Source organism: Brevundimonas bacteroides DSM 4726 (assembly GCF_000701445.1).
Lineage (GTDB): Bacteria > Pseudomonadota > Alphaproteobacteria > Caulobacterales > Caulobacteraceae > Brevundimonas > Brevundimonas bacteroides.
This window is the reverse complement of the sequence record NZ_JNIX01000002.1, coordinates 14,400-36,889: the sequence shown is the minus strand read 5'-3', so window position 1 is coordinate 36,889 and position 22,490 is coordinate 14,400. Positions and strand designations below refer to the sequence as shown.

At 68.8% G+C, this 22,490-nt stretch carries 22 protein-coding genes; 15 read left to right on the top strand and 7 right to left on the bottom strand.

Annotated elements, in window-relative coordinates:
- Positions 1-2: 2 nt before the first annotated feature.
- Positions 3-1,280: an ATP-binding protein gene (locus Q333_RS0100670; protein ID WP_211249671.1), complete on the top strand. Its 1,278-nt coding sequence runs from the start codon at positions 3-5 to the stop codon at positions 1,278-1,280.
- Positions 1,281-1,318: 38 nt separating this feature from the next.
- Here the strand turns inward: Q333_RS0100670 and Q333_RS0100665 are convergent, their stop codons facing one another.
- The 4 genes from Q333_RS0100665 to phnC are packed head-to-tail and all read right to left on the bottom strand — an operon-like array spanning position 1,319 to position 5,062.
- On the bottom strand, positions 1,319-2,389 hold the full coding sequence (locus tag Q333_RS0100665; protein ID WP_029414819.1) for a substrate-binding domain-containing protein: 1,071 nt from the start codon (positions 2,387-2,389) through the stop codon (positions 1,319-1,321).
- 35 nt (positions 2,390-2,424) lie between these two features.
- Positions 2,425-3,237, bottom strand: a complete 813-nt coding sequence (phnE, locus tag Q333_RS0100660; protein WP_029414818.1) for a phosphonate ABC transporter, permease protein PhnE — start codon at positions 3,235-3,237, stop codon at positions 2,425-2,427.
- A complete protein-coding gene (gene phnD / locus Q333_RS0100655; protein WP_029414817.1) occupies positions 3,234-4,238 on the bottom strand; it encodes a phosphate/phosphite/phosphonate ABC transporter substrate-binding protein in 1,005 nt (334 codons plus the stop codon). The genes phnE and phnD overlap by 4 nt, the downstream gene beginning before the upstream one ends.
- On the bottom strand, positions 4,235-5,062 hold the full coding sequence (gene phnC / locus Q333_RS0100650; protein ID WP_051651019.1) for a phosphonate ABC transporter ATP-binding protein: 828 nt from the start codon (positions 5,060-5,062) through the stop codon (positions 4,235-4,237). Before phnC ends, phnD begins: the two co-directional genes overlap by 4 nt.
- Before the next feature lie 304 nt (positions 5,063-5,366).
- Here phnC and Q333_RS0100645 point away from each other — a divergent pair, with 304 nt between their 5' ends.
- The 3 genes from Q333_RS0100645 to Q333_RS0100635 all read left to right on the top strand — a co-directional run bounded on the left by Q333_RS0100645 (position 5,367) and on the right by Q333_RS0100635 (position 8,321).
- On the top strand, positions 5,367-6,632 hold the full coding sequence (locus tag Q333_RS0100645; RefSeq protein ID WP_029414815.1) for a type III PLP-dependent enzyme: 1,266 nt from the start codon (positions 5,367-5,369) through the stop codon (positions 6,630-6,632).
- Between the two features lie 92 nt (positions 6,633-6,724).
- Positions 6,725-7,147, top strand: a complete 423-nt coding sequence (locus tag Q333_RS0100640; RefSeq protein ID WP_051651018.1) for a TM2 domain-containing protein — start codon at positions 6,725-6,727, stop codon at positions 7,145-7,147.
- A 115-nt stretch (positions 7,148-7,262) separates the two neighbouring features.
- Positions 7,263-8,321: a 1,9-bis(guanidino)-5-aza-nonane synthase gene (locus Q333_RS0100635; protein WP_029414813.1), complete on the top strand. Its 1,059-nt coding sequence runs from the start codon at positions 7,263-7,265 to the stop codon at positions 8,319-8,321.
- Positions 8,322-8,456: 135 nt separating this feature from the next.
- Here Q333_RS0100635 and Q333_RS0100630 read toward each other — a convergent pair whose 3' ends face one another.
- Positions 8,457-9,458, bottom strand: coding sequence for an aldo/keto reductase (locus Q333_RS0100630; protein ID WP_029414812.1), 1,002 nt, complete (start codon positions 9,456-9,458; stop codon positions 8,457-8,459).
- A gap of 96 nt (positions 9,459-9,554) precedes the next feature.
- Between Q333_RS0100630 and Q333_RS0100625 the strand changes: the two genes are divergently transcribed.
- Both Q333_RS0100625 and Q333_RS17785 read left to right on the top strand, forming a co-directional pair.
- Entirely contained in the window at positions 9,555-10,487 is a 933-nt protein-coding gene (locus Q333_RS0100625) for a LysR family transcriptional regulator (protein ID WP_029414811.1), read from the top strand.
- Complete coding sequence (locus Q333_RS17785; protein ID WP_051651017.1) at positions 10,484-10,840, top strand: hypothetical protein; 357 nt, start codon at positions 10,484-10,486, stop codon at positions 10,838-10,840. Before Q333_RS0100625 ends, Q333_RS17785 begins: the two co-directional genes overlap by 4 nt.
- Before the next feature lie 3 nt (positions 10,841-10,843).
- Here the strand turns inward: Q333_RS17785 and Q333_RS0100615 are convergent, their stop codons facing one another.
- On the bottom strand, positions 10,844-11,695 hold the full coding sequence (locus tag Q333_RS0100615) for an HAD family hydrolase (RefSeq protein WP_029414809.1): 852 nt from the start codon (positions 11,693-11,695) through the stop codon (positions 10,844-10,846).
- A gap of 135 nt (positions 11,696-11,830) precedes the next feature.
- Positions 11,831-12,454, bottom strand: a complete 624-nt coding sequence (locus Q333_RS0100610; protein WP_029414808.1) for an SCO family protein — start codon at positions 12,452-12,454, stop codon at positions 11,831-11,833.
- Between Q333_RS0100610 and Q333_RS0100605 the strand changes: the two genes are divergently transcribed.
- The 9 genes from Q333_RS0100605 (at position 12,438) to hisS (ending at position 22,442) form a co-directional block, all read left to right on the top strand.
- The gene (locus tag Q333_RS0100605) at positions 12,438-13,961 is read left to right on the top strand and encodes an ActS/PrrB/RegB family redox-sensitive histidine kinase (RefSeq protein WP_157072321.1); all 1,524 of its coding nucleotides are present in this window, start codon (positions 12,438-12,440) and stop codon (positions 13,959-13,961) included. The two genes, Q333_RS0100610 and Q333_RS0100605, sit on opposite strands and share 17 nt — an antisense overlap.
- A gap of 85 nt (positions 13,962-14,046) precedes the next feature.
- Positions 14,047-14,622, top strand: a complete 576-nt coding sequence (locus Q333_RS0100600; RefSeq protein ID WP_029414806.1) for an ActR/PrrA/RegA family redox response regulator transcription factor — start codon at positions 14,047-14,049, stop codon at positions 14,620-14,622.
- 78 nt (positions 14,623-14,700) lie between these two features.
- On the top strand, positions 14,701-15,936 hold the full coding sequence (locus Q333_RS0100595) for an NAD-dependent epimerase/dehydratase family protein (RefSeq protein ID WP_029414805.1): 1,236 nt from the start codon (positions 14,701-14,703) through the stop codon (positions 15,934-15,936).
- 8 nt (positions 15,937-15,944) lie between these two features.
- Positions 15,945-16,814, top strand: a complete 870-nt coding sequence (locus Q333_RS0100590) for a Rossmann-fold NAD(P)-binding domain-containing protein (RefSeq protein ID WP_035293457.1) — start codon at positions 15,945-15,947, stop codon at positions 16,812-16,814.
- Between the two features lie 829 nt (positions 16,815-17,643).
- On the top strand, positions 17,644-17,949 hold the full coding sequence (locus tag Q333_RS0100585; protein WP_029414803.1) for a YggT family protein: 306 nt from the start codon (positions 17,644-17,646) through the stop codon (positions 17,947-17,949).
- 110 nt (positions 17,950-18,059) lie between these two features.
- Positions 18,060-18,941, top strand: coding sequence for a 3-hydroxybutyryl-CoA dehydrogenase (locus tag Q333_RS0100580; protein WP_029414802.1), 882 nt, complete (start codon positions 18,060-18,062; stop codon positions 18,939-18,941).
- Positions 18,941-19,516, top strand: coding sequence for a hypothetical protein (locus tag Q333_RS0100575; RefSeq protein WP_035293455.1), 576 nt, complete (start codon positions 18,941-18,943; stop codon positions 19,514-19,516). Before Q333_RS0100580 ends, Q333_RS0100575 begins: the two co-directional genes overlap by 1 nt.
- Before the next feature lie 78 nt (positions 19,517-19,594).
- Positions 19,595-20,830, top strand: a complete 1,236-nt coding sequence (locus Q333_RS0100570) for a DUF418 domain-containing protein (protein ID WP_029414800.1) — start codon at positions 19,595-19,597, stop codon at positions 20,828-20,830.
- A gap of 112 nt (positions 20,831-20,942) precedes the next feature.
- Positions 20,943-22,442: a histidine--tRNA ligase gene (gene hisS / locus Q333_RS0100565; protein WP_029414799.1), complete on the top strand. Its 1,500-nt coding sequence runs from the start codon at positions 20,943-20,945 to the stop codon at positions 22,440-22,442.
- Positions 22,443-22,490 lie beyond the last annotated feature (48 nt).

Genomic DNA, 22,490 nt, shown 5'->3' with positions numbered 1-22,490 from the left:
CCTTGTCCCGTTTTGAAACGCGCCCCGCGCCGTCCGTCCTGCTGGTCGGCGATGCGCGCATGGCCTTTCCGGTGGCCAAGGCGCTGAATCGGGCCGGCGTTCAGGTGTTCGCGGGCGTGTCGGTGTCGAGCAACTATCTGGAATGGTCGCGGCATCTGGCCGGGTCGTTCCGGCATCCGCCGCTGGAACCCGGCACGGACGAGGCCCTGCCGGTGATCCTGGACTGGCTGGACCGGCGCGGCGGAGTGACCGCGATCCAGCCGGTCAGCGAGGCGGGCTCGCGCCTGATGTCGCGACACCGGTCGGCGTTTCAGGCGCGCGGGCGGCTGATCATGCCGGAACCGGAGACCGTGGCGGCCTGCATGAACAAGACCGGGCTGTTCCGCCTGTGCGAGCGACTGGACGTGGCGCTGGCCCCGTTCCGGCGCGTGGCGAGCCTGGCGGAGGCGCGGGCGGCCGCGCGGGCCCTGGGGTTTCCGGTCATCGTCAAGCCGTCGGTGGTCGATGCCGAACTGTTCAGGAGAAAGGCCCTGATCGTCCCGGACGAGCCGACGCTGGCCGCCCGGATGCCGGTCTGGCCCGACATCCACCCGGAGTTGATCGTTCAGAGATACGTCTCCGGCCCGCGCCACAGCGTGATCTTCAGCGCCGATCGGGGGCGATTGCTGGGCGCGGTCGAGATCCGAGCGGCGCGGACGCACGAGCATGACGGCACGGGCTATACGACCTATGGCGTCACGGTCGCGCCGACGCCGCGCGTGCGCGATGGCGTGGAACGGCTGGTCGAGGCGCTGGACTATTCCTCGACCGGGTGCGCCCAGTTCGTGGTCGATCCGCGCACGGGCGACCTGACCTTCATGGAGATCAATCCGCGCGTCAGCCTGGCGCGGATCGCCGAGCACGCCGGCCTGCCGCACAGCGTCTGGGGGCTGGAGCTGGCGCTGGGTCGGCAGGTCGAAGGCTGGGCCGATCCCTGGTCGGCAAGGACGGGCGTGCGCTACGTCTGGACCAAGGGCGACCTGAACCTCTTGATGACGCGGGTCGCGGATGGGGCGATCGGGCCGGGCGAGGCGGTCGGAAAGCTGGCCCAGATCGGGCTCGACGCCGCGACCTGCGTGCATGCGATCTTCGACCCGCTGGACCCGGCGCCCGCGCTGGGGGTCTATGCCAACCGCTGGATCAAGCGTTGGCGGACCCATCCGGAGTACGAACCCGCCTGGGCGAAGGCTCGCTTTCCCAAGGCGTTGGCGGCCCACGACCTGGACCGCCGCGCCGCCTGACGATCGAACGCGAGCGTGCGACCGCCGTGGAGGCGCCCCTATTCCTCCGGCCGCGTCATAACCGTCAGGTTCGCCGCCACCGCGCGCTGGGCCTCGCGTTCGGCGGCCGGCAGGGGCACCATGCCGCGATCCTGCAGATAGCCGCCCCGGCCGGTCGCGGCCTCGGAGGTGAACTCGATCAGGAAGTCCTGAAGGCCCGGCGTGACGCCGATGTGGGCCTTCTTGACGTAGATGAACATCGAACGGCTGATCGGGTACTGGCCCGAGGCGATCGTATCCAGCGTGGGGGTGACGCCGTTGACGGTCGCAGGCTTCACCTGGCCGAAGTTCTCTTCCAGGAAGGAGTAGCCGAACACCCCGACCGAGCCCGGCGTGCGGGTCAGGGTCTGGACGATGGCGTTGTCGTTCTCGCCGGAATCGACCCAGCCGCCGTCCTCGCGCAGCGTCTGGGCCACGGATTCGAAGCGGTCGGGGTCGCTCTCGGCCAGGGCGGCCAGCGCGGGCAGGGCCTCGGCGGAGGTCAGCATGGCCAGCTCGTTCCAGCTGTCACGGGTGCCCGACGTCGGCGGCGGGCCGTAGACCTGGATTCGCACGTCCGGCAGGCCTGCGCGCACCTGCGCCCAGGTGCGGTTCGGATTGGGGATCAGCTGGCCGTCTGGACCGGGGATTTCCTTGGCCAGCGCCAGATAGAGGTCCGAGCCTTCCAGCACGAAGTCGGCGCCGGAGCGGGCGGTGGCGACGGCCAGGCCGTCATAGCCGATCTTGATCTCGATGATCTCGGTGACGCCGTTCTCGGCGCACTGGTCGAACTCCGACGCCTTCAGGCGGCGAGAGGCATTGGCGATATCGGGCGTCGTGGGTCCCAGGCCCTGGCAGAAGGCCTGGATGCCGCCGCCGGTGCCCAGCGACTCGACGCGGGGCGGCGCGCCGTCGGGGAAATTCCTGCCGAAGTTCTCCGCCACCCGCGTGGCGAAGGGGAAGACGGTCGAGGAGCCCGCCGCCCAGATGCCGTTCCTCTGCTGGCCGCCGGCCTGTCCGCAGGCGGCGACGATCAGGGCCATGGCGGCGGCGCCGGCCACGAACAGGCGGCGGGGCAGGGTCGAGGACATGCAGGCGGCTTTCGAAGGCGACGATTCGGCGACGCTTAAAGCAGACGTTTGCGCATGGCCTGTGACAGCATGTCGATCAGGGTCACGGCGACGACGACGATGATGACGATGGTCGAGACCGAGTTGTAGTCGAAGGCGTTCATGCTGTCGAAAAGCACCTGGCCGATGCCGCCCGCGCCGATCAGGCCCAGCACCGTCGCCGAGCGGCTGTTGGATTCGAAGCGGTAGAGGGCGAAGGAGGTCCACAGCGGCGCCACCTGGGGCACGACGCCCCAGACGATCTCGTGCAGGCCAGACGCGCCGGTGGCGCGCACGCCCTCGACCGGACCCTTGTCGATCGACTCGACCGCTTCGGAGAACAGCTTGGCCAGGACGCCGGTGGTGTTCAGAGTGATAGCGAGCACGCCCGCCAGCGGACCCAGACCGACCGCCACGATGAACAGCAGCGCCATGACGAGGTCCGGCACAGACCGCAGCAGGTTCATGACCCAGCGCACCGGCGTCACCACCCAGATCGGGGCGATGTTCCTCGCCGCCGCCAGGCCCATCGGCACCGCCAGGATCACGGCCAGGAAGGTGCCCCACAGCGCGATCTGGATGGTCAGCCACATCTGTTCGACGAACAGCCGCCAGTTGGTGAAGTCCGGCTGCAGCAGGCCCGCGGCGAAGGTGCGGACGTTGTCGCTGTTGGTCACCAGACGCGACAGGTTGCCGAGGTCGACGTCGCCGATACTGTAGATCAGCACGACGGCCACGCCGCCCCAGATCAGGACGTCGAGCAGCCAGGCGCCGAGGGACTTGGACGGCGGCTTGGGGACGGCGCCGCCGGTTACGCTGGTGTCGATCAAGGCTGGACCTCGCGCAGCGCCCGCAGACGCTCCAGCTCTGCTTGCGCCTCCGCCACGGCGGCGTTGTCGCCCCGCGCGCGGGCCTCCGACAGCTGCTGGTCGGCCACCATCTCGCGGATGGGGTTCAGGTAGCTGTCGTCGGCGGCGCGGAACTGGGAATACTCGAGTCCGGCGAGCACCTGACGCTGACGCTCGGCCTCCACGCCCTCGCCCTGGCCATAGGTCAGGAAGAAGCTGCGGATCTTCTCCTTGGTCGCGGGATCGAGGTCGCCGCGCACCAGGATGCCGCTCTCCGGGATCGGCGGCGACTGCCAGATCTCGGTGATCTGCTCGGCCACCGCCGGGTTCTGGCGGACCAGGAAGACGGTGTTGACGGTGTTGGACGTCGCCACGTCCACCACACCGGTGGCGACCGCGAAGGCGTTGGCCTGATGGTTGGCGGCGCGCACGGTCTTGAAGCACTCCGTCGGATTGATGCCGCGCGGATTGAACAGGAAGGCCAGCGGGGCCAGCGTGCCCGAGGTCGACTGGGCGTCGCCGATGCCGAAATCGAACCGCCGCCCGCAGGCCAGCACCTGATCCAGAGTGATGCCCGAGCCGGTCTTGACGATCAGGGTCGAGCGATAGCTGTCCTGGCCCTCGCGGTTGACGGTGCGGGCGATGACCTCGGCGTCGGCGCGGTCGATGGCCTCCACCGCGGGCTTGGCCGAGAACCAGGCGACCTGGGTCTGGTTGCCGCGCATGGCCTCGACCAGCACGGTGTAGTTGGAGCCGAAGAAGGGCTCGACCGGGATGCCGATGGCCTCCTCCATGTCCGCCAGCAGCGGCTCCCACAGCGGGCCGGCCGAGGCCTGGCCTTCCGCCGACAGGATGGAGAAGGTGATGGTCTCGGGCGCGCCGGTCGCGGCCTTCTCGTCGCCGCCGCCGCAGGCGGACAACGCCAGAAGGGCGGCCGAGGCGGCGACGACGGCCGCGCGGCGGGTGAAGCGGTGAAGGCTCATGCCTTGGTCTCCCAGAAGGCGTCTTCGAATTCGGGGCCGTAGATGTCGATCAGCCGGGCGGTGTCCAGCCCAGTCGACGGGCCGTCGTAGACGACCTTTCCGGCCTTCAGCGCGACCACCCGGTCGCAATAGCGGATGGCGTAATCGACCTGGTGCAGCGTCACGATCACACCCAGCCCGTCGCGCTTGTTCAGCTCGACGAGCAGCTCCATCACCTTGCGCGCCGACACCGGGTCCAGCGAGGCGACCGGCTCGTCGGCCAGGATGGCCTCTGCCCCTTGGACGAGCGCGCGCGCGATCGCGCCGCGCTGCTGTTGCCCACCCGAGAGGGTGTTGGCGCGCTGGGCGGCGTAGTCGGAGACGCCGACGCGATGCAGCGCCTGCATGGCCCGGGTCTTGTCGGCGGACGGCCACAGGCCGAGCGCGCCGCGCCAGCCGGGCAGGCGGCCGAGCGCGCCCAGCATGACGTTGGAGAACAGGCTGAGCCGCCCCACCAGATTGAACTGCTGGAAGATCATGCCCAGCCGGCTGCGCGTGGCCCGCACCGTCCCGGCCACGCGGCCGTTGGACTGCACGGTCTGGCCAAAGACGCTGATCGTTCCCTTGCCGCCGTCGATGGACTGCAGCCCGGTGATGGAACGCAGCAGGGTCGACTTGCCCGATCCCGACGGCCCGATCAGAGCCACCATCTCTCCGCAGGCGACGGACACCGACACCCCGTCCAGCGCCTTGCGCTGACCGAAGGTCTTGGAGACGTCGCGCGCGAGCACCAGGCTGGTCGCAAGGGAGCCGGGCGCGGCGGTGGCTGCGGCGGATGAACTCATGAACTCGCTGACGGCGGCTGATGAACAGGCGCCGAATGCCGCGAGGAGCGCGGTCCGGCAAGTCTTAATGCCACGCGGGCGAGCGATGCGTAAAGCGGGGCGGGAAGGTCACGCCCGCGACGTTGAAAACAAAGACCTTCCGCCATCGGAGCGGAATCCTGTCCACAGGGGCGCGCCGCGAAAAAACCGCTTTACATGACAGTCGCGTGACCCCATATGGCCGCTTCCGGCGGACCCCGTAGGTCTAACCGTTACGCGCTGCTAACGCCGGTCTGGGTTAACAATTAACAGGGGGTTACGTGAATTGCGCACGTACCAGCTTCCCCTGGACCTGGTCCGTGAGCGGCCTCCTGAGCGTCCCGTCGCCCTCGTGCGACCGCGCTCGGTTTCCGTAGCGGCCCGCTGGTTCCAGGATAATCTCAAGGCCGACGTCTTCTATGCAGTGAAGGCCAATCCGTCGCGCTGGGTCATCGAGACCCTGATCGAGGCGGGCGTCACTGGTTTTGACGTCGCATCCCTGGCCGAGATCGAGCTCGTCCGCTCGGTCAGCGCCGATGCGCGCCTGGCCTTCATGCACCCGGTCAAGAGCCGGTCGGCGATCACGCGCGCCTACTTCGACCACGGGGTGCGGACCTTCTCGCTCGACTGCGGGGAGGAGCTTCAGAAGATTCTCGACGCCACGGGCGGCGCGGACGACCTGAACCTGATCGTGCGCATGGCGGTGTCGGCGGACGGCGCGGCCTATACGCTGTCGGGCAAGTTCGGCGTCTCGGCCGATCAGGCCCCGTCGCTGCTGCTCAGCACCCGCCGGGCGGTCAAGGACGGCCTGATGGGCGTGTCGTTCCACGTCGGCAGCCAGTGCATGCGCCCGTCCGCCTATGAGGCCGCCATGGCCCAGGTCGGTCGCGCCATCACCCGCGCGGGCGTCTTCGTCGACATTGTCGATGTGGGCGGCGGCTTTCCTTCCGTCTATCCGGGCATGGTCCCGCCGGACATGAGCGAATACGCCGACGCCATCCATCGCGGCTTCAACGAGATGCCGGTGTCGGAAACGACCGAGCTGTGGTGCGAGCCCGGCCGGGCGCTGGTGGCCGAGAGCTCCTCGGTGCTGGCCCGCGTCGAGCTGCGCAAGGGCGACGCGCTCTATCTGAACGACGGGTCCTATGGCTCGCTGTTCGATGCGACGCATTCGCGCTGGCCCTTCCCGACCAAGCTGGTCCGGGACGGCGAGAGCGCGACCGAGCTGAAGGCGTTCCAGTTCTATGGACCGACCTGCGACTCGATCGACCACATGCCCGGTCCGTTCTGGCTGCCGGCCGACATCCGTGAGGGCGACTTCATCGAGATCGGCATGCTCGGCGCCTATGGGGTGGCGATGTCGACGGGCTTCAATGGCTATGGCGAGCATGAGGTCGCGGCGGTGCAGGACGCCCCGATGGCCTCGCTGTATGGCCTGGCGCCCCGCTCCATCCCGACCGTGCGCACTACGGCGGAAGAGCAGGCCCGAAAGGTCGTCCGCCTGTCGCGCCCCAAGGGCAAGGCGGGCCAGCGCCGGAAGGGTCGCCGGTAAGGTCAGATAGAACGTCAGGTTTCCGGGGCTTGTGAACCGGAGGCGTCGGCGCCACGACTTTCCCGAACGGCATAGCTTGGGGGGAGCCGCAGATGTCCGACGCCCACGGGTCTCACGATCCCGGTCCCAGCATCGACCATGCGTCGAGCGGACCCGACCATTTCCAGATGATGCACGACCAGCGTCATCGGGAGTTCATGGCGTCCGATCCGTCCTACGCCAAGCCGTGGGACGGCAAGCGGACCCTGGTGATCGGTTATGTGCTCTGGCTGTTCCTGGGTTGGGTCGGCGGCCATCGCTTCTATGTCGGCCAGTGGAAATCTGGGCTCGGCATGGCGGCGGCGGGGTTCGTGACCTGGATCATGACCAGCCTGCTCGGGCCCTATCTCGGGGTCCCCATGACGATCTGGTGGATCGTCGACGCCTTTCTGATCCCGGACTGGATCCGGGTGAAGAACGAGGAAAACGCGGCGAGGAAGGCGGCCGAACCGCCGGTTCTCGTCGAAACGGTCTGAACACCGTCACGTTCTTCGACTAGACGACCACCAAGCTACCACAGCGGCCCGTCGCTCCGTCCGGGCCGCTGATGTTTTTGACGACGGGCGCTCAAACCAAAGGGAAACCCTTGCAATGAACGCTCCCGTTCAGTCCAACCAGAAGGCCCAGCTGCTCCAGAACGTCGTGGAGCACATCGACATCACCAGCTTCGACGCGCGTCCGATCATCGATTCGATGCGCAAGATGTCGTTCTCCAGCCGCGACACCGCGCGAGCCTCGGACATCTTCAACATGGCCATCGAGGACGAGACCTGTTCGCCCTGGCTGATCCTGGCGGGCTCCACCTCTGCCGGCGGCTGCATGCATGTGTACCGCGACATGGTGAAGTTCGGCATGATCGACGCCGTGGTCGCCACCGGCGCCTCCATCGTCGACATGGATTTCTTCGAGGCGCTCGGCTTCAAGCACTATCAGGCGGCCGGCCCGGTCGACGACAATGTGCTGCGCGACAACTACATCGACCGCATCTACGACACCTACATCGACGAGGAAGAGCTCCAGGCCTGCGACCACACCATCCTGGAGATCGCCAACCGGCTGGAGCCGCGCGGCTATTCGTCCCGCGAGTTCATCTGGGAGATGGGCAAGTGGCTGTCGGAAGGGAATGCGAAGAAGCAAGGCTCGCTGATCCAGACCGCCTATGAGATGGGCGTGCCGATCTTCTGCCCGGCCTTCGTCGACAGCTCGGCCGGCTTCGGCCTGGTCAAGCACCAGAAGGAGCGGGCCGCCGCCGGCCAGCCCTATATGATGCTGGACGCCATCGCCGACTTCCGCGAACTGACCGACATCAAGATCGCGGCGGGCACGACCGGCCTGTTCATGGTCGGCGGCGGGGTTCCCAAGAACTTCGCCCAGGACACCGTCGTCTGCGCCGAGATCCTCGGCGTCGAGGCCGACATGCACAAGTATGCGGTCCAGATCACGGTCGCCGACGTCCGCGACGGCGCCTGCTCGTCCTCTACGCTCAAGGAAGCCGCGTCCTGGGGCAAGGTTTCGACCACCTATGAGCAGATGGTCTTCGCCGAGGCGACCACAGTCGTTCCCCTGATCGGCTCGGACGCCTACCACCGCGAGGGCTGGAAGAAGCGCGAGCCGCGCCGCTGGCAGAAGCTGTTCGAGAAGGCGGCGTAAGCCGTCGCTCAAGCAGCGAGCCGCCGCGCGGCGAGCGTTAGCGACAACACTTTCGCTCAAGCAGCGAGCGTCCGCGACGCGAGCGTTAGCGATAACAGGCAACGGGGCCGCGAGCGATCGCGGCCCCTTTTCCGTTCACGCCTGCTCGCTGTCCATGAACCGCAGCAGCTGTTCCGGATAGCGGGCGCCGGCGACTGCGTCCTTCGGCACGGCCGCCTCGATCGCCGCGCGGTCTTCCGGCGTCAGAGTCAGGGCGACGGCCCCCAGCGACTCCGCCAGGCGGTCCCGGCGACGCGCCCCGACCAGGGGCACGATGTCCTCGCCTTGCGCCGCCACCCAGGCGACCGCGATCTGGGCCACGGTCACCCCCTTCGCCTCGGCCACGCCGCGCAGGGCCTCGACCAGGGCGAGGTTGCGATCCAGGTTCTCGCCCTGGAAGCGCGGGCTCATGGCGCGGAAGGTGCGGTCGACCGACCGGTCCCTCGACCAGTGGCCGCTGATCAGGCCGCGCGCCAGGACGCCATAGGCCGTGATGCCAATGCCCAGCTCGCGGCAGGTCGGCAGGATCGCCGCCTCGATGCCGCGCGACGCCAGGCTGTATTCGATCTGCAGGTCGGCGATGGGGTGGACGGCGGCGGCCCGGCGGATCGTCTCGGGGCCGACTTCCGACAGACCGATGTGGCGGACGTAGCCCTTCTCGACCAGCTCGGCGATGGCGCCGATGGTGTCCTCGATCGGCACGGCGGGGTCCAGGCGCGAGGGCCGATAGATGTCGATGCGGTCGACGTTCAGTCGCCGAAGCGAATAGGTCACGAAGTTCCTGACCGACTCCGGCCGGCTGTCATAGCCGCGAAAGCCCATGTCGGGATCGCGCAGCGCCCCGAACTTCACGCTGAGCAGGGCCTGTTCGCGCCGCCCCCTCAGGGCCTCGGCGATCAGCATCTCATTGTGGCCCATGCCGTAGAAGTCGCCGGTGTCGAGCAGGGTCACCCCCGCCTCGAGCGCGGCGTGGATCGTGGCGATGCTCTCGTCGCGGTCGGCCGGTCCGTAGAAGTCCGACATGCCCATGCAGCCGAGACCGATCACGGAGACCTCGGGGCCGGTCGCGCCCAGGCGGCGGGTGGGGAGGGTGGTCATGGCGTCGCTCCTCTGAAGTGAGGCCGTCTCACTACGCCTTGCCTCCTTGTTCGATAATCCGGCAATCTCCGCATGAACTGTGCGGATCAGCGAACAATGACGCCGTCCCTCGATGATCTGGCCCTGCTCGCCGCCGTCGCCCGGCACCGGGGCTTTCGCAAGGCCGCGGCCGAGGCGGGGCTGTCGCCGTCGGGCCTGTCCGAGCGCATCCGGGCGCTGGAGGACGCTCTGGGCGCCCGCCTGCTCAACCGCACCACCCGCAGCGTCAGCCCGACGGAGGCTGGCGAGGCGCTCTTGGCCCGCATCGCGCCGGCGTTGGCCGACATCGAGGGCGCGGTCGCCGCGGTCGGCCTGGCCGCCGACGCGCCGGTGGGGCGGCTGCGGATCAATGCGCCGGATGCCGCCGAAATCGCGCTCGGCCCGCTGCTGGGTCCCTTCATGGCGGCCCATCCGGGCGTGTCGATGGAGGTCCTGTTCGACAACGCCTTCACCGAGGTCGTCGCCGACGGTTTCGACGCGGGCGTCCGCTACGGCGAGGCGCTGGCCAGGGACATGATCGCGGTTCCGCTGGGCGGACCCGAACGCTTCGTCCTGGTCGCCGCGCCGTCTCTGATCGCGCGCGTCGGAATGCCCGCCCATCCGGACCAGCTGCGGACCCTGCCCGCCATCCGGCTGCGCCTGCCGGGCGGCCTGATCGCCTGGGAGTTCGAGAAGGCGAGCGAGGTCATCCGCTTCCAGCCGCAGGGGCGTCTGACCGTCACCTCGGCGGACCTCGGCCTGCATGCCGCGCGCGACGGCCTGGGCTTCTTCGCAACCTTCGAGGCCTGGGCGCGGGACGACCTGGCCGCTGGCCGGCTGGTCGCCGTGCTGGACGACTGGCAGCAGCCGTTCGACGGTCCGTTCCTATACTACCCCTCGCGACGTCACCCGCCGCCGGCGCTCAAGGCCTTCGTCGACTTCCTCCGGGCCCGAAGGAGGGAACCGGCCGGGTCCGGCGACGCTTCCTCTGGCGAAGGAGCGATCCGATGACCGACGCCAGACCCGACAGTCCCGAAGCCCGCGAAGCCGACGACATGGGCGAACGCCCGGACCTCGGCCGCAGCCGCGATGCGCTGGTCGAGGCCCTGTCCGGCAGCGACATGGGCTCCGACACACGCGCGGGTTCGATCCGGGGCGGGTCGGCCTCGGGGTCGGACATCGATCCCGATCAGGCCGCGATCAACCAGGCCCTTGCCGACGAGGGCCGCGCCTTCGCCGACCCCCAGTCGCCCTCGGGCGTCGATCCCGACCCCATCGAGAACACCGGCGTGACGCCCGGCGACGGCGATCAGGACCCGGTCGAAGGCAAGCGCGACGACGAGGCCGACGCCGCCACCGGCTGAGCCTCAGACCTCCGCCATCGTCCCGGCGTTGATGGCGATGCGGCCGAGCAGCCCCTTGACGATCAGGTCCAGCGGCTGGCCCTCCCGATAGTCGGCGGCCGCCACGAAGTTCACCCGGTCCTCCGAGATCAGGCCGTAGATCTTCTCCTGGTCGCGCTCGGAGTTGCGGGGATCATAGACCGCGATCGAGAAGCCGCCCTTGGTGTGCATCATCTTCATGGTCGGCACGTCGGTGTCGCCGTCGCCCAGGAAGATCATCCGCTCGAACGGCACCGGCCGATCCTCGTCGGCCATGAACTTGTTGATCTTGTCGTGCTCCCAGTGGTTCAGCACGCCCTTGTTGATGCGGAACAGGTACTGGGTCTTGGTCGTGTAGTTGACGCCCACCGCCGGCCAGATCGCCACGCCGTGGTCGTCATAGGCGAACTTGGAGGCGAAGACGTGCCGGAAGGCCGGCCGGATCGGGCAGCCCTCGATCATCTCCTCCAGCCCGGCCGAGATGATGTAGTGCTCGATCTCCAGGCCATACTTGCGCCCGATCGCGTCGATGCGGTCGAACCAGCCCCGCCCCGTCAGGTCGGACTTCAGCCCGTCGAACAGCTTGACGTCCTCGCCGTGCTCCTTGAGCAGCCGCTTGGTCACGGGCTGGCCGTTCTCCCGCGCCCGCTGCAGCATCAATTGCATGTACATCAGGATGTTGTCGCCGTCGGCGGCGCGCGTCAGCCGGTCCGCCTCGCCCCAGAAGTCGCCGACCCCCATGCCCACCGACGGGATGAAGGTCACTTCCTGCATGTTCCCACGCGCGAGCGTGCCGTCGAAGTCGTAGATCAGGGCGGTCTTGAGCAGGTCGGCCATGCGGCCTCCGAAGTCGGACGGTGGGGATTAGGGATTAGGGATTAGAGCCACCGGGCTCAAGCCGGTCGCAGGTCATGCATGACCGCAAGCGGCCGGTCTCCAATCCCCAATCCCTGATCCCTGATCCGTCTCTCGCTATCCTCGCGCCATCACTCGCCGGACCAGCTCCGCCGACCGCTCCGGTCCGAGATCATGGGCGATGGCGGAGCGGAACCGCCCGTCCGGGCCCATCAGATAGACCGTCAGCGAGTGGTTCATGGTGTAATCCTCGCCCTCGCCGACCTTCTCGTAGAAGGCGCGATAGGCCCGCGCGGCCGCCGCGACCTGCTCCTCCGACCCCGTCAGCCCGATCACGCCGGGCGGGAAGCCGTCCGACGACAGATAGTCCTTGAGCGCCTGGGGCGTGTCGCGCTCCGGATCGATCGAGACGAAGACGATCTGTAGATCGTCCGCCGCGTCGCCCAGCCGCTCGCGCGTGGCCTCCAGCGCCGTCAGCGTCGTGGGGCAGAAGTCGGGGCAGTAGGTGAAGCCAAAGAACACAAGGCTCCATTTGCCATTCAGCAGACTCTGATCCACCGCCTGACCCTCCTTGTTCACCAGTTGGAACGGCCCGCCGACGCTGGGCTGGCCGGTCGCGGTCCCTTCCGCCACGGCCTCGGCGCGCTCCCGACCCGTCACGACGATTACGGTGACGGTGGCGAGGGCCGTGGCGATGGCGATGCAGGCGCCCGCGAACAGCAGGATGGAACGGCGTGGCATCGTGTCTCCGGACGAAGGGGCCGACAGCGGGGCGGGCGCGGTCTATAGACCGGTCGTGAGTTCAAGCGAAGCCAGCCTCTCGTCGCAGCCCCTCGTCGCCCCCGGCGGTCGGCCCGGCCTGCCGCGCCGCAGCCGGGGCCTGAGCCTTCGTACCCTCATCATCCTGCGCTGGCTGGCCATCGCCGGCCAGACGGCGACCGTGATCGTGCTGGTCGCCGGCCTGCACTTCCCCCTGCCGCTGTGGGAGTGCCTGGCGGTCATCTTCGCCAGCGTGGTCGTCAACCTGATCGCCATGTCGCGCCTGCGTCAGGTCGACGGCCGCCTGCCCGACGGCCGGCTGACGGCCATCCACCTCGGCTTCGACATCCTGCAGCTAACGGCTTTGCTCGCCTTCACCGGCGGGCTGGAGAACCCCTTCTGCCTGCTGCTGGTCGCGCCGGTGACGGTCGCGGCGGCGTCACTGCCGGGGCGTCAGGCGCTGTTCCTCGGCCTCTTGGTGCTCATCGCCACCATCGCCCTGTTCTTCTGGTCCATGCCCCTGCCGTGGCAGGCGGGGACCAAGCTGGAGCTGCCGGCGCTCTATCGCTTCGGCATCGGTCTGGCCCTGGTCACCGGCGTCGTCTTCACCGCCGCCTACGCCTGGCGCGTGGCGGCGGAGGCCGAGACGCTGGAACTGGCGCTGGCCACCACCCAGGACGTGCTCCAGCGCGAACAGAGGCTGGCGGCGCTCGGCGGGTTGGCGGCGGCGGCGGCGCACGAACTGGGCACGCCGCTCGCCACCATCCAGGTCGTCGCCAAGGAGCTGCTTCGCGCCTCCCCGCCCGACGGCGCGGTCGCGGAGGACGCCCGCCTGCTGCTCAGCCAGGCCGACCGCTGCCGCGACATCCTGAAACGCCTCTCCACCCGGCCCGAGGACGGCGACCAGCTCTATGTCGATATCGGTCTAAAGGCCCTTCTGAACGAGGTCGTCGAGCCCCACGAGGGCTTCGACATCGCCATCACCGTCTCGGTGGAGACCCCGCCCGGCGTCGAGGAGCCCCGGGTCAAGCGCTTCGCCGAGGTCGTCCACGGCCTGTCCGCCATCGTCGAGAACGCCGCCGACTTCGCCGCCTCCTCCGTGCGGGTCGAGGGCCGCGCGGGCGAGCGCTGGATCACCGTCACGGTCATCGACGACGGGCCCGGCTTCGCGCCCGACATCCTGCCTCGTCTGGGCGAGCCCTATGTGACCTCCCGGCCCAACAGCAAGACCCGCCAGGCCGTGGCCAAGCAGCTCGCCGCCGCCCGCGACGCCAGCCGCAACGTCAAGAAGGGCCGTCCTGTGGTCGCGCCTCCTCTGGCCGAGATCGCGCCCAGCCAGGGCGGCATGGGCCTGGGCTTCTTCATCGCCCGGACGCTCCTGGAACGCACCGGCGGTCAGGTGGCGGTCGGCCACGGCGACGGCGGCCCCGGCGGCAACCGCGGCGCGCGGGTCACCATCCGCTGGCCGCGCGAAGCGCTCGAAGCGTGATAGACTGTCCGAAGGCGACGCATCGCCGCACCGCTTGAAATTCCAGCGGTAACCGCCGACTTCGGCGGCAAGGGAGAACACCGTCATGGCCACCGCCGCCGCCGCCAACCCGTCCGTCGAAGAGCGCATCGCCGCCCTGGAGGATCGCTCGCTCCTCCTGCTGGACGACGATCAGGCCCTGCGCACCCGCCTGGGCCGGGCCCTGGAATCGCGCGGCTTCGAGGTCACGACCGTCTCTTCTGTCGCTGAGGCCAATGAGGCGCTCCGCGCCAAACAGCCCGCCTTCGCGGTTCTGGACATGCGGCTGGAGGACGGCAACGGCCTCAAGGTGGTCGAGACCATCCGTGACCGGCGCGAGGACGCCCGCATCGTCATGCTGACCGGCTACGGCGCGATCGCCACGGCGGTCGCGGCGGTCAAGGCCGGGGCTGTCGACTATCTGTCCAAGCCCGCCGACGCCGACGACGTGGTCAAGGCGCTTCTGGCCACCGGCGACGCGCCCGAGCCGCCCGAGAACCCGATGAGCGCCGACCGGGTCCGCTGGGAGCACATCCAGCGCGTCTATGAGCTCTGCGACCACAATGTCTCTGAGACGGCCCGTCGCCTGGGGATGCACCGTCGGACTCTGCAGCGCATCCTGGCCAAGCGCGCGCCGCGCTAGGAACGACACCACGCCAGGCTTTGCCCTCGCCGCCCGTTCCGCTAGTCAGGACGGAACCAACAAGAGGAAACGGCGACGATGAAGGTTCTGGTTCTGGGCGGCGATGGCTTCTGCGGCTGGCCGACGGCCCTGCATCTGTCGGCGCGCGGCTGGGACGTGGTGATCGTCGACAACCTCAGCCGCCGCAACATCGACAATGAGCTGGAAGTCCAGTCCCTGACCCCGATCCGCCCGATCGGCGAACGTATCGCGGCCTGGAAAGAGGTCTCGGGCAAGGACATCGGCTTCGTCAACATGACCGTCGGCAAGGAGTTCGACCGCCTGGTCGAGCTGATCCGCGCCGAGCGCCCGGACAGCGTCGTCCACTTCGCCGAACAGCGCGCCGCGCCCTATTCGATGAAGTCGGCCCGGCACAAGCTCTACACGGTGGACAACAATCTGAACGCCACCAACCACTTGCTCGCCGCCATCGTCGAGAGCGGGTTGGACGTGCATCTGGCGCATCTCGGGACCATGGGCGTCTATGGCTACACCACCGCCGGCCTGCGCATCCCCGAGGGCTATCTGAAGGTCACGGTCGATACCGACTTCGGCCCGGCCGAGCAGGAGATCCTGTTCCCGCCGAACCCCGGCTCCATCTACCACATGACCAAGACGCAGGACGCGCTCCTGTTCCAGTTCTACGCCAAGAACGACCAGCTGCGGATCACCGACCTGCACCAGGGCATCGTCTGGGGCGCCCAGACCGAGGAAACCCGCCAGGACGAGCGCCTCATCAACCGTTTCGACTACGACGGCGACTACGGCACGGTGCTGAACCGCTTCCTGATGCAGGCGGCGGTCGGCTATCCCCTGACGGTGCATGGCTCGGGCGGCCAGACGCGGGCCTTCATCCACATCCAGGACACGGTGCGCTGCGTCGAGCTCGCCCTGAAGAACCCGCCCAAACGGGGTGACCGGGTCAAGATCCTGAACCAGATGACCGAAAGCCGACGTGTGCGCGACCTCGCCGCCATGGTTGCCGAGATGACCGGCGCCGAAATCCACAACGTCCCCAATCCGCGCCAGGAGGCCGACGAGAACGAGCTGGTCGTCGCCAACGACCAGTTCCGCGACCTGGGGCTGAAGCCCATCACCCTCGCCGAGGGCCTGATGGCCGATGTGACCGGCATCGCCCGCCGCTACGCCGATCGCTGCGACCGGACCAAGATCCCTTGCGTCTCGGCCTGGAACGCGGGCCGGGCCAAAGCGCTGGAGACCGAGCCTGTGCGAGCGGTCGAGACCGCCGCCCCAGCGCGCGCCCGGGCGATCTGATCGAGACCGTGGCCGGCTCCCTCCTCGTCTTCGGCGGCGGCTATGTAGGCGGCCGAGCGGCGGCCGAGGCGATCCGGCGTGGCATGACGGCGGCGGCGACCTCACGCGTTGCCGGGCGACGCGCGGCCTTCGAAGCAGCCGACGTCACAGGCGTGGACCCCGCCGACGAAGCCGCCTTGCAGGCCGCCGTGGCCCAGGCCTCGGCCATCCTCGTCACCGCGCCGCCCGAGGCCACCGGCTGCCCCGGTCTGAAAGCCCTGATTCCGGCCATCGCCGCGAGCGCCGCCTATCCCGACTGGATCGGCTATGTCTCCTCCACCGCCGTCTACGGCGACCGTGACGGCGGCTGGGCCTTCGAGGACGACGAACTGAACGCCTCCTCGCTGGAGGGCGCGCGCCGGGTCCGGGCCGAGGCCGACTGGCTGGACGCCGGGCGTGGCATGGGCCTGACGGTCCATATCTTCCGCCTGCCCGGCATCTACGGCCCCGGCCGCTCGGTGGTGGATCGCCTGCGCGACGGCTCGGCGCGGCTGGTGCGAAAGCCGGGCCAGATCTTCAATCGCATCCACGTCGACGACGCCGTGTCGGGCCTGTTCGCCTCGATGGACCGTCCCAACCCCGGCCGCGCCTACACCCTGGCCGACGACGAGCCCGCTCCGGCCGACGTGGTCATGGAATGGGCCGCCGAGCGGATGGGATTGCCCCGACCACCCGAGGTCTGCTGGACCGACCCCTCGGTCTCGGACGCCATGCGCCGCTTCTACCTGGACTCCAAACGCCTCTCCAACGCCCGCGCCAAGGCCGAGCTCGGCTGGCGTCCGGCCTATCCGAGCTGGCGCGAAGGGATCGAGGCGATCCTTGGCGAAAGCGGGGACTGAAACCTTGCGCCCCTCTCCCTCTGGGAGAGGGAAGTACTCGCGCTGTTTTTCTCAATCATCCAACGACGCCCGGATTTCGGCAATGAATCCAGCGCTCCTCCCGTTTGAGAAGCCCTGAACGCGCCCGCATATCGGGGTGTGTTACCCTCCCTCTCGGTTCCGTCGCCTGGGAAGGGCGCAAGGCCTTGCGAGCTTGTCGCGGCGGAAGCGGTTAGAGCGGGGGCTCCCGAGGTCCAATGACCGGAGGCCGTGAAGAGCGGTCGTCCGGCGTCCGGATCAAGGGGGTGGCGTGGGTTCCCTGTCAGGAGCGAGGGTCCCGGGCTCAAGTAGCCTGGAACCGCGTTCCAGGCGGTAGCCCACCAAAAAGGCGGCAGGCAGAAGACCTGCCGCGTTCAGGGGATCGGCTTTCGCAAGCACGCCGACCTTCCCGCCGGAGGCGTCAGTAGCGGCAAGGCTCTAACAGGGCCGTTGGTCCCCGGTCAGTCGGCTTCGAGCGACGCGGGGCCGTCCGCTTCCGAGCAGACCAGCCGCGCGGAGCAGTCAGCGTTCGCCGAAACACAAATCCATACGGTCTCCGGGCGAAGGCCCGGCTGCTCCGCCCGCCCTTCCCACCCGTTCACAGCGGAAGAGCGATGGCGCATGTCCCCACCCGCTCTCCGCCTCCTGGGCGGAGACAGGCGCCCCGATCCGGGGCGCCAGAGGCGGGCCCGTGACCGCACACTCCGCACAACGCCGACCCTCGCCGCAGCTCCCCTCATCTCCCCGCATTTCCCTTTCCGCCCTGTCTCGCTAGAACCGTCTCACATCTCTCTGTCCTCTGGAGCACCTCATGGGCGTGGCCCTCGTCTGGCTGGTCAACACCGTCATCCAGCTGATGATCTGGTCGATCATCATCTCGGCCATCCTGTCGTGGCTGTTCGCCTTCGACGTCATCAATCACCGCAACCGCTTCGTCAGCCAGGTCGCCGCCTTCTTCGACGCCGTGACCCGGCCGCTGCTCGAGCCCTTCCGCCGGATCATCCCGCCGCTGGGCGGCATCGACATCTCGCCGATCGTTTTGCTGCTGCTGCTCAACTTCGCCCGGATCCTGTTCAACAACTCGGCCGCTGGCCCCCTGATCGCGATCCTGGGGTGACAGTTCGGGACGGCTGTCGCCGCACCGCAACATTCCGCGCTTGCGCCGCTGACGGACGCTTCTAAGGTGCCCGACGCCCGGGCGGAGACGCCGCAGCAGACCACGACCGCATGAGTTCCCAGATCAAATCCGTCGCCGTCATCGGCGCAGGCCAGATGGGCGTCGGCATCGCCCAGACGATCGCGCTGGGCGGCTATCGGGTCAGCCTCTACGATGTCGACGCCAACCGCCTGCCGGTCGCGCTCGGCGTGATCGGCGCCAGCCTCGCGCGGAGTGTGGAGCGCGGTTCCACCACCCAGGCCCAGGCCGATGCGGCCCTCGCCGCCGTCTCCGCCGTGCCGTCACTGGCCGAGGCCGGCAAGGCCGATCTGGTCATTGAGGCGGCGGTCGAGGACGAGGCGGTCAAGAAGGCCGTCTTCGCCGACCTGGTTCCCCACCTGGGGCCTGACACCCTGCTCGCGTCCAACACCTCGTCGATCTCCATCACCCGGCTGGCGTCCTCGACCGATCGGCCCGACCGCTTCATCGGCCTGCACTTCATGAAGCCGGCCCCGGTGATGAAGCTGGTCGAGATCATCCGCGGCATCGCCACATCTGCGGCCACCTATGACGCCGCCGTGGCCTTCGCCGAGAGCCTGGGCAAGACCACCACCAACGCCGAGGACTTCCCCGCCTTCATCGTCAACCGCATCCTGGTGCCGATGATCAACGAGGCGATCTACACCCTGTACGAAGGGGTCGGGAACGTCGCCTCCATCGACAAGGCGCTGAAGCTGGGCGCCAACCACCCCATGGGCCCGCTGGAACTGGCCGACTTCATGGGGCTGGACGTCGTGCTCGCCATCATGAACGTGCTCTACGAGGGCCTCGCGGACTCCAAGTACCGCCCCTGTCCGCTGCTGGTGAAATACGTCGAGGCCGGCTGGCTGGGACGCAAGTCCGGTCGCGGCTTCTACGACTATTCCGGCGAGACGCCGGTGCCGACCCGCTGATGGCCCGCCGCGCGATCCGCCTGGACAGCATCGCGGACCTGCCGGGTCAGACGCGCGTCACCTGGCGGCGCACGCGCCTTGCCATTCCGATCGCTGCGATCGCCGGCATCGCCTGGCCGCCGATCATCCTGACGCTCCTGATCTGGCCGCCCGAGAACTGGATGCCGGGCCGCGACATCGACTGGCGCATCGTGCTCTTGGTGCTCGGCTGCGTCGCCGTGCCCGCCGGGCTGATGGTCATCCGGCGCGAGCGCGACCGGCGAGGTCGGCCCGGCACCCGGCTCGGCATCGTCTGGCGATTCATGCTCTACGGCGGCCTGCTCGCCGCCGCGCTCCAGACGCTGGTCGCGCTCCTCATGGTCATCATCGGCCTCGTGGCGTCCGGCGATGTGCTGCAAGGCGTCGGCGCGACCGAGACCACGCTCCTGATCTACGGCGTCGGCGGCCTGCCCATCGCGGTTCTGGTCGGTGTCTCCTACGCCCTCTGGGCCGGTCTGTGCGCCGCCTTCATCGCCTTCGTGCCGGCGCCGGAAAAGGTCCGCGATCGCCTCGGCCTGATGAGCGATCCCGCCTGACGCCTTACGGCGAATTCAGTTTACGGCCCCTGCGGCCTGTGTAAAGCTCGCTTGTCTATCGCTTTTGGGGGAAAGCACATGGCCATGCCCGCCGTCGAGGCCCAGCCTCTGCCCGCCACCGGGGGTCTCGCCCCCGTCCAGCCCAAGGACCGCATCTTCCAGCTCGACATGCTGCGCGGCTGGGCGATCCTGGGCATTCTGGCGGTCAACGCCATGGCCTTCGCCTGGCCCATCGTCGTCGAGACGGCCACGACCGACCCGTTCAACCACACCGGCGCCGACGCCTGGGGCGCCTGGGTCACCGAGGTCTTCTTCCAGGACAAGTTCCGCACCCTCTTCACCATGCTGTTTGGCGTCTCGATCTTCCTGGTCGGCGGCGAACGGTCGGACGAGGCGCGGGGCAAGCTGCTGCGCAGCCGCCTGCTCTGGCTCGGCGTCTTCGGCCTGATCCACGGGGCCGCCTTCTGGTACGGCGACATCCTGCTGCACTACGCCTACTGCGGCGCCATCATGCTGCTGCTGCGGTCGTGGAGCGCCGGTCGCCTGCTTTGGATCGGCGGATCGATCTCGGCGCTCTGGGCGCTGATCGCCACGGCCGGGCCGCTGGCCATGGGTCTCCTTGGTCCCGAGTTCCAGGAGCAGATGCAGGCCAGCAGTCCGCAGGTGACGATGGAGACGGTCAACGCCGCCGTCGCCGAATACAAGACCTCCTTCGTCGCGCCCTGGATCGAGAACTTCAAGGCCTGGCTGATGCTGGCCATGCTGTCCCTGTTCCTCATCCCGGTCAGCGTGCCCCTGATGATGCTGGGCCTGGGTCTCTACAAGTCCGGCTTCTTCGTCGGCCGGTCGCCGGTGATCCTCTATCTGCTGGTTTTCCTCGCCGCCGCCGCGGTTCTGGCCACCGACGCCTGGGCCAGCCTGCCGGGTCAGGATCCGGCCGCCCTGCCGGTCGCGGGGTTGGATGACGCCGCCGGCGGCATGGCCCCGCTGATCACGCTCGGCTACGCCGCCATGCTGATCCTGCTGACGAAGATGGGTCTGCGGATGATCACCGGCGTCCTGGTCCCGGTCGGGCGGATGGCCTTCACCAACTACCTGACCCAGACCCTCATCATGGCCAGCCTCTTCTACCTGCCGTGGGGGCCTCAGTGGATGGGCGACTACCACCCCGCCGCCCTCTGGACTGTCGTCGGCGCCATCTGGGTCACCCAGCTGATCTGGTCGCCGCTGTGGCTGTCGGTTTTCTCCAACGGCCCGCTGGAATGGGTGTGGCGCTCGCTGACCTACGGCCGGATGGTGCCGATCCGGAAGTAGGGTTTGGAGAAGGGATCAGAGAAAAGGGATTGGATGGGCGACCTCCGCTGTGGCGGCGAAACGCGACCTCTAATCCCTAGTCCCTAATCCCTAATCCCTCTACATCCGCGCCATGACCGACGCCGCGCCTCCCGCCCGCCCCGAAGCCCGCAGCCCCCGGGGCTTCGCCGACCGCCGAGGCCCCGACGTCGCCGCCGAACGCCGCATCGTCGCTCGGGTGACCGAGGTCTACGAACGCTGGGGCTTCGAGCCGCTCGAGACCGGGGCGTTCGAATACGCCGACGCTCTGGGCAAGTTCCTGCCCGACGCCGACCGCCCGAACGAGGGCGTCTTCGCGCTCCAGGACGACGACGACCAGTGGATGGCGCTGCGCTACGACCTGACCGCGCCTCTGGCCCGGTTCGCCGCCCAGAATTGGGAAACCCTGCCCAAGCCCTATAGGCGCTACGCCTTCGGGCCGGTCTGGAGAAATGAGAAGCCCGGCCCCGGCCGCTTCCGCGAGTTCGTCCAGTGCGACGCCGACACCGTCGGCTCCGACCGCCCGGAGGCCGACGCCGAGATCATCGCCATGGCCTGCGAGGGGCTGAAGGCGGCGGGCCTCGCCGAGGGTCAGGCGGTGGTCCGCGTCTCCAACCGTAAGCTGTTCGACGGCCTGTTCGACGCCGGCGGCGTGACCGATCCGGTCCAGCGCCTGACGGCTCTGCGCGCCATCGACAAATACGACCGCCTGGGCTGGGAGGGCGTCGTCGCCCTGCTCGGCGAAGGCCGGCTGGACGAGAGCGGCGACTACACCAAGGGGGCGCGGCTGCCGGGCGCCGTGGCCGACACCATCCGCGCCTTCCTGGGCTCGGCCGGGGAGGGGACGCGCGCGGAGGCGCTGGACGCCATCGCCCGCGTGGGCGGCCTCGGCGCGGCGGGCGAGGCGGCGCTGAACGAGCTGTCCGGCATCGACCGCGCGCTGACGTCCATGGGCGTCGATCAGGCCGCTGTCCGCTTCGACCCGACCATCGTGCGGGGCCTGGAGTATTACACCGGCGCGGTGTTCGAGGCAGAGCTGCTGCTGGAAACGACCGACGACAAGGGTCGCGCCGTTCGCTTTGGCTCCATCGGGGGCGGCGGGCGCTACGACGATCTGGTGGCGCGCTTCACGGGCGAGGCGACGCCCGCGACGGGTTTCTCGTTCGGTGTTTCGCGCCTGGCCTCGGCGCTGCGCGCGGCGGGCCGCAACGAGGCGGCGACGCGCGGGCCGGTGGTGGTCATCGTCTTCGACGAGGCCGACATGCAGCACTACCTCGACGCCGTGGCCGAGTTGCGTCGGGCGGGCATCGCCGCCGAACTCTATCTGGGCCGCGCCGGCATGAAGGCCCAGATGAAGTACGCCGACCGGCGCGGCGCGCCCGCCGCCGTCATGCTGGGCGGAAACGAGATCGCGGCGGGTCAGGTGACGATCAAGGACCTCGACGCCGGTCGCGCTCTGGCCGCCGGTCTGGCCGACAACGAGGCCTGGAAGGCGGCTCGTCCGGGGCAGCAGACGGTGGCGCGCGACGCCCTGGTGCAAACCATTCGCGGCATTATCGAAGATTCTTCGATAACCCGATCTCCTCGCGGATGAGTGATCGACGTTTAGTCATGAAACCGACGGATTACACACGGCCTTTGG

Coding starts and splice junctions, on each gene's coding strand:
- Q333_RS0100665 (WP_029414819.1), bottom strand. CDS start 2,389: ATGTCCTCGACCCTGCCCCGCCGCCTGTTCGTGGCCGGCGCCGCCGCC.
- Q333_RS0100635 (WP_029414813.1), top strand. CDS start 7,263: ATGAACGCTCCCGTTCAGTCCAACCAGAAGGCCCAGCTGCTCCAGAAC.
- phnD (WP_029414817.1), bottom strand. CDS start 4,238: ATGAGCCTTCACCGCTTCACCCGCCGCGCGGCCGTCGTCGCCGCCTCG.
- Q333_RS0100610 (WP_029414808.1), bottom strand. CDS start 12,454: ATGCCACGCCGTTCCATCCTGCTGTTCGCGGGCGCCTGCATCGCCATC.
- Q333_RS0100585 (WP_029414803.1), top strand. CDS start 17,644: ATGGGCGTGGCCCTCGTCTGGCTGGTCAACACCGTCATCCAGCTGATG.
- Q333_RS0100575 (WP_035293455.1), top strand. CDS start 18,941: ATGGCCCGCCGCGCGATCCGCCTGGACAGCATCGCGGACCTGCCGGGT.
- Q333_RS0100640 (WP_051651018.1), top strand. CDS start 6,725: ATGTCCGACGCCCACGGGTCTCACGATCCCGGTCCCAGCATCGACCAT.
- Q333_RS17785 (WP_051651017.1), top strand. CDS start 10,484: ATGACCGACGCCAGACCCGACAGTCCCGAAGCCCGCGAAGCCGACGAC.
- Q333_RS0100580 (WP_029414802.1), top strand. CDS start 18,060: ATGAGTTCCCAGATCAAATCCGTCGCCGTCATCGGCGCAGGCCAGATG.
- Q333_RS0100570 (WP_029414800.1), top strand. CDS start 19,595: ATGGCCATGCCCGCCGTCGAGGCCCAGCCTCTGCCCGCCACCGGGGGT.
- Q333_RS0100600 (WP_029414806.1), top strand. CDS start 14,047: ATGGCCACCGCCGCCGCCGCCAACCCGTCCGTCGAAGAGCGCATCGCC.
- Q333_RS0100615 (WP_029414809.1), bottom strand. CDS start 11,695: ATGGCCGACCTGCTCAAGACCGCCCTGATCTACGACTTCGACGGCACG.
- Q333_RS0100630 (WP_029414812.1), bottom strand. CDS start 9,458: ATGACCACCCTCCCCACCCGCCGCCTGGGCGCGACCGGCCCCGAGGTC.
- Q333_RS0100605 (WP_157072321.1), top strand. CDS start 12,438: ATGGAACGGCGTGGCATCGTGTCTCCGGACGAAGGGGCCGACAGCGGG.
- phnC (WP_051651019.1), bottom strand. CDS start 5,062: ATGAGTTCATCCGCCGCAGCCACCGCCGCGCCCGGCTCCCTTGCGACC.
- Q333_RS0100595 (WP_029414805.1), top strand. CDS start 14,701: ATGAAGGTTCTGGTTCTGGGCGGCGATGGCTTCTGCGGCTGGCCGACG.
- Q333_RS0100625 (WP_029414811.1), top strand. CDS start 9,555: ATGACGCCGTCCCTCGATGATCTGGCCCTGCTCGCCGCCGTCGCCCGG.
- hisS (WP_029414799.1), top strand. CDS start 20,943: ATGACCGACGCCGCGCCTCCCGCCCGCCCCGAAGCCCGCAGCCCCCGG.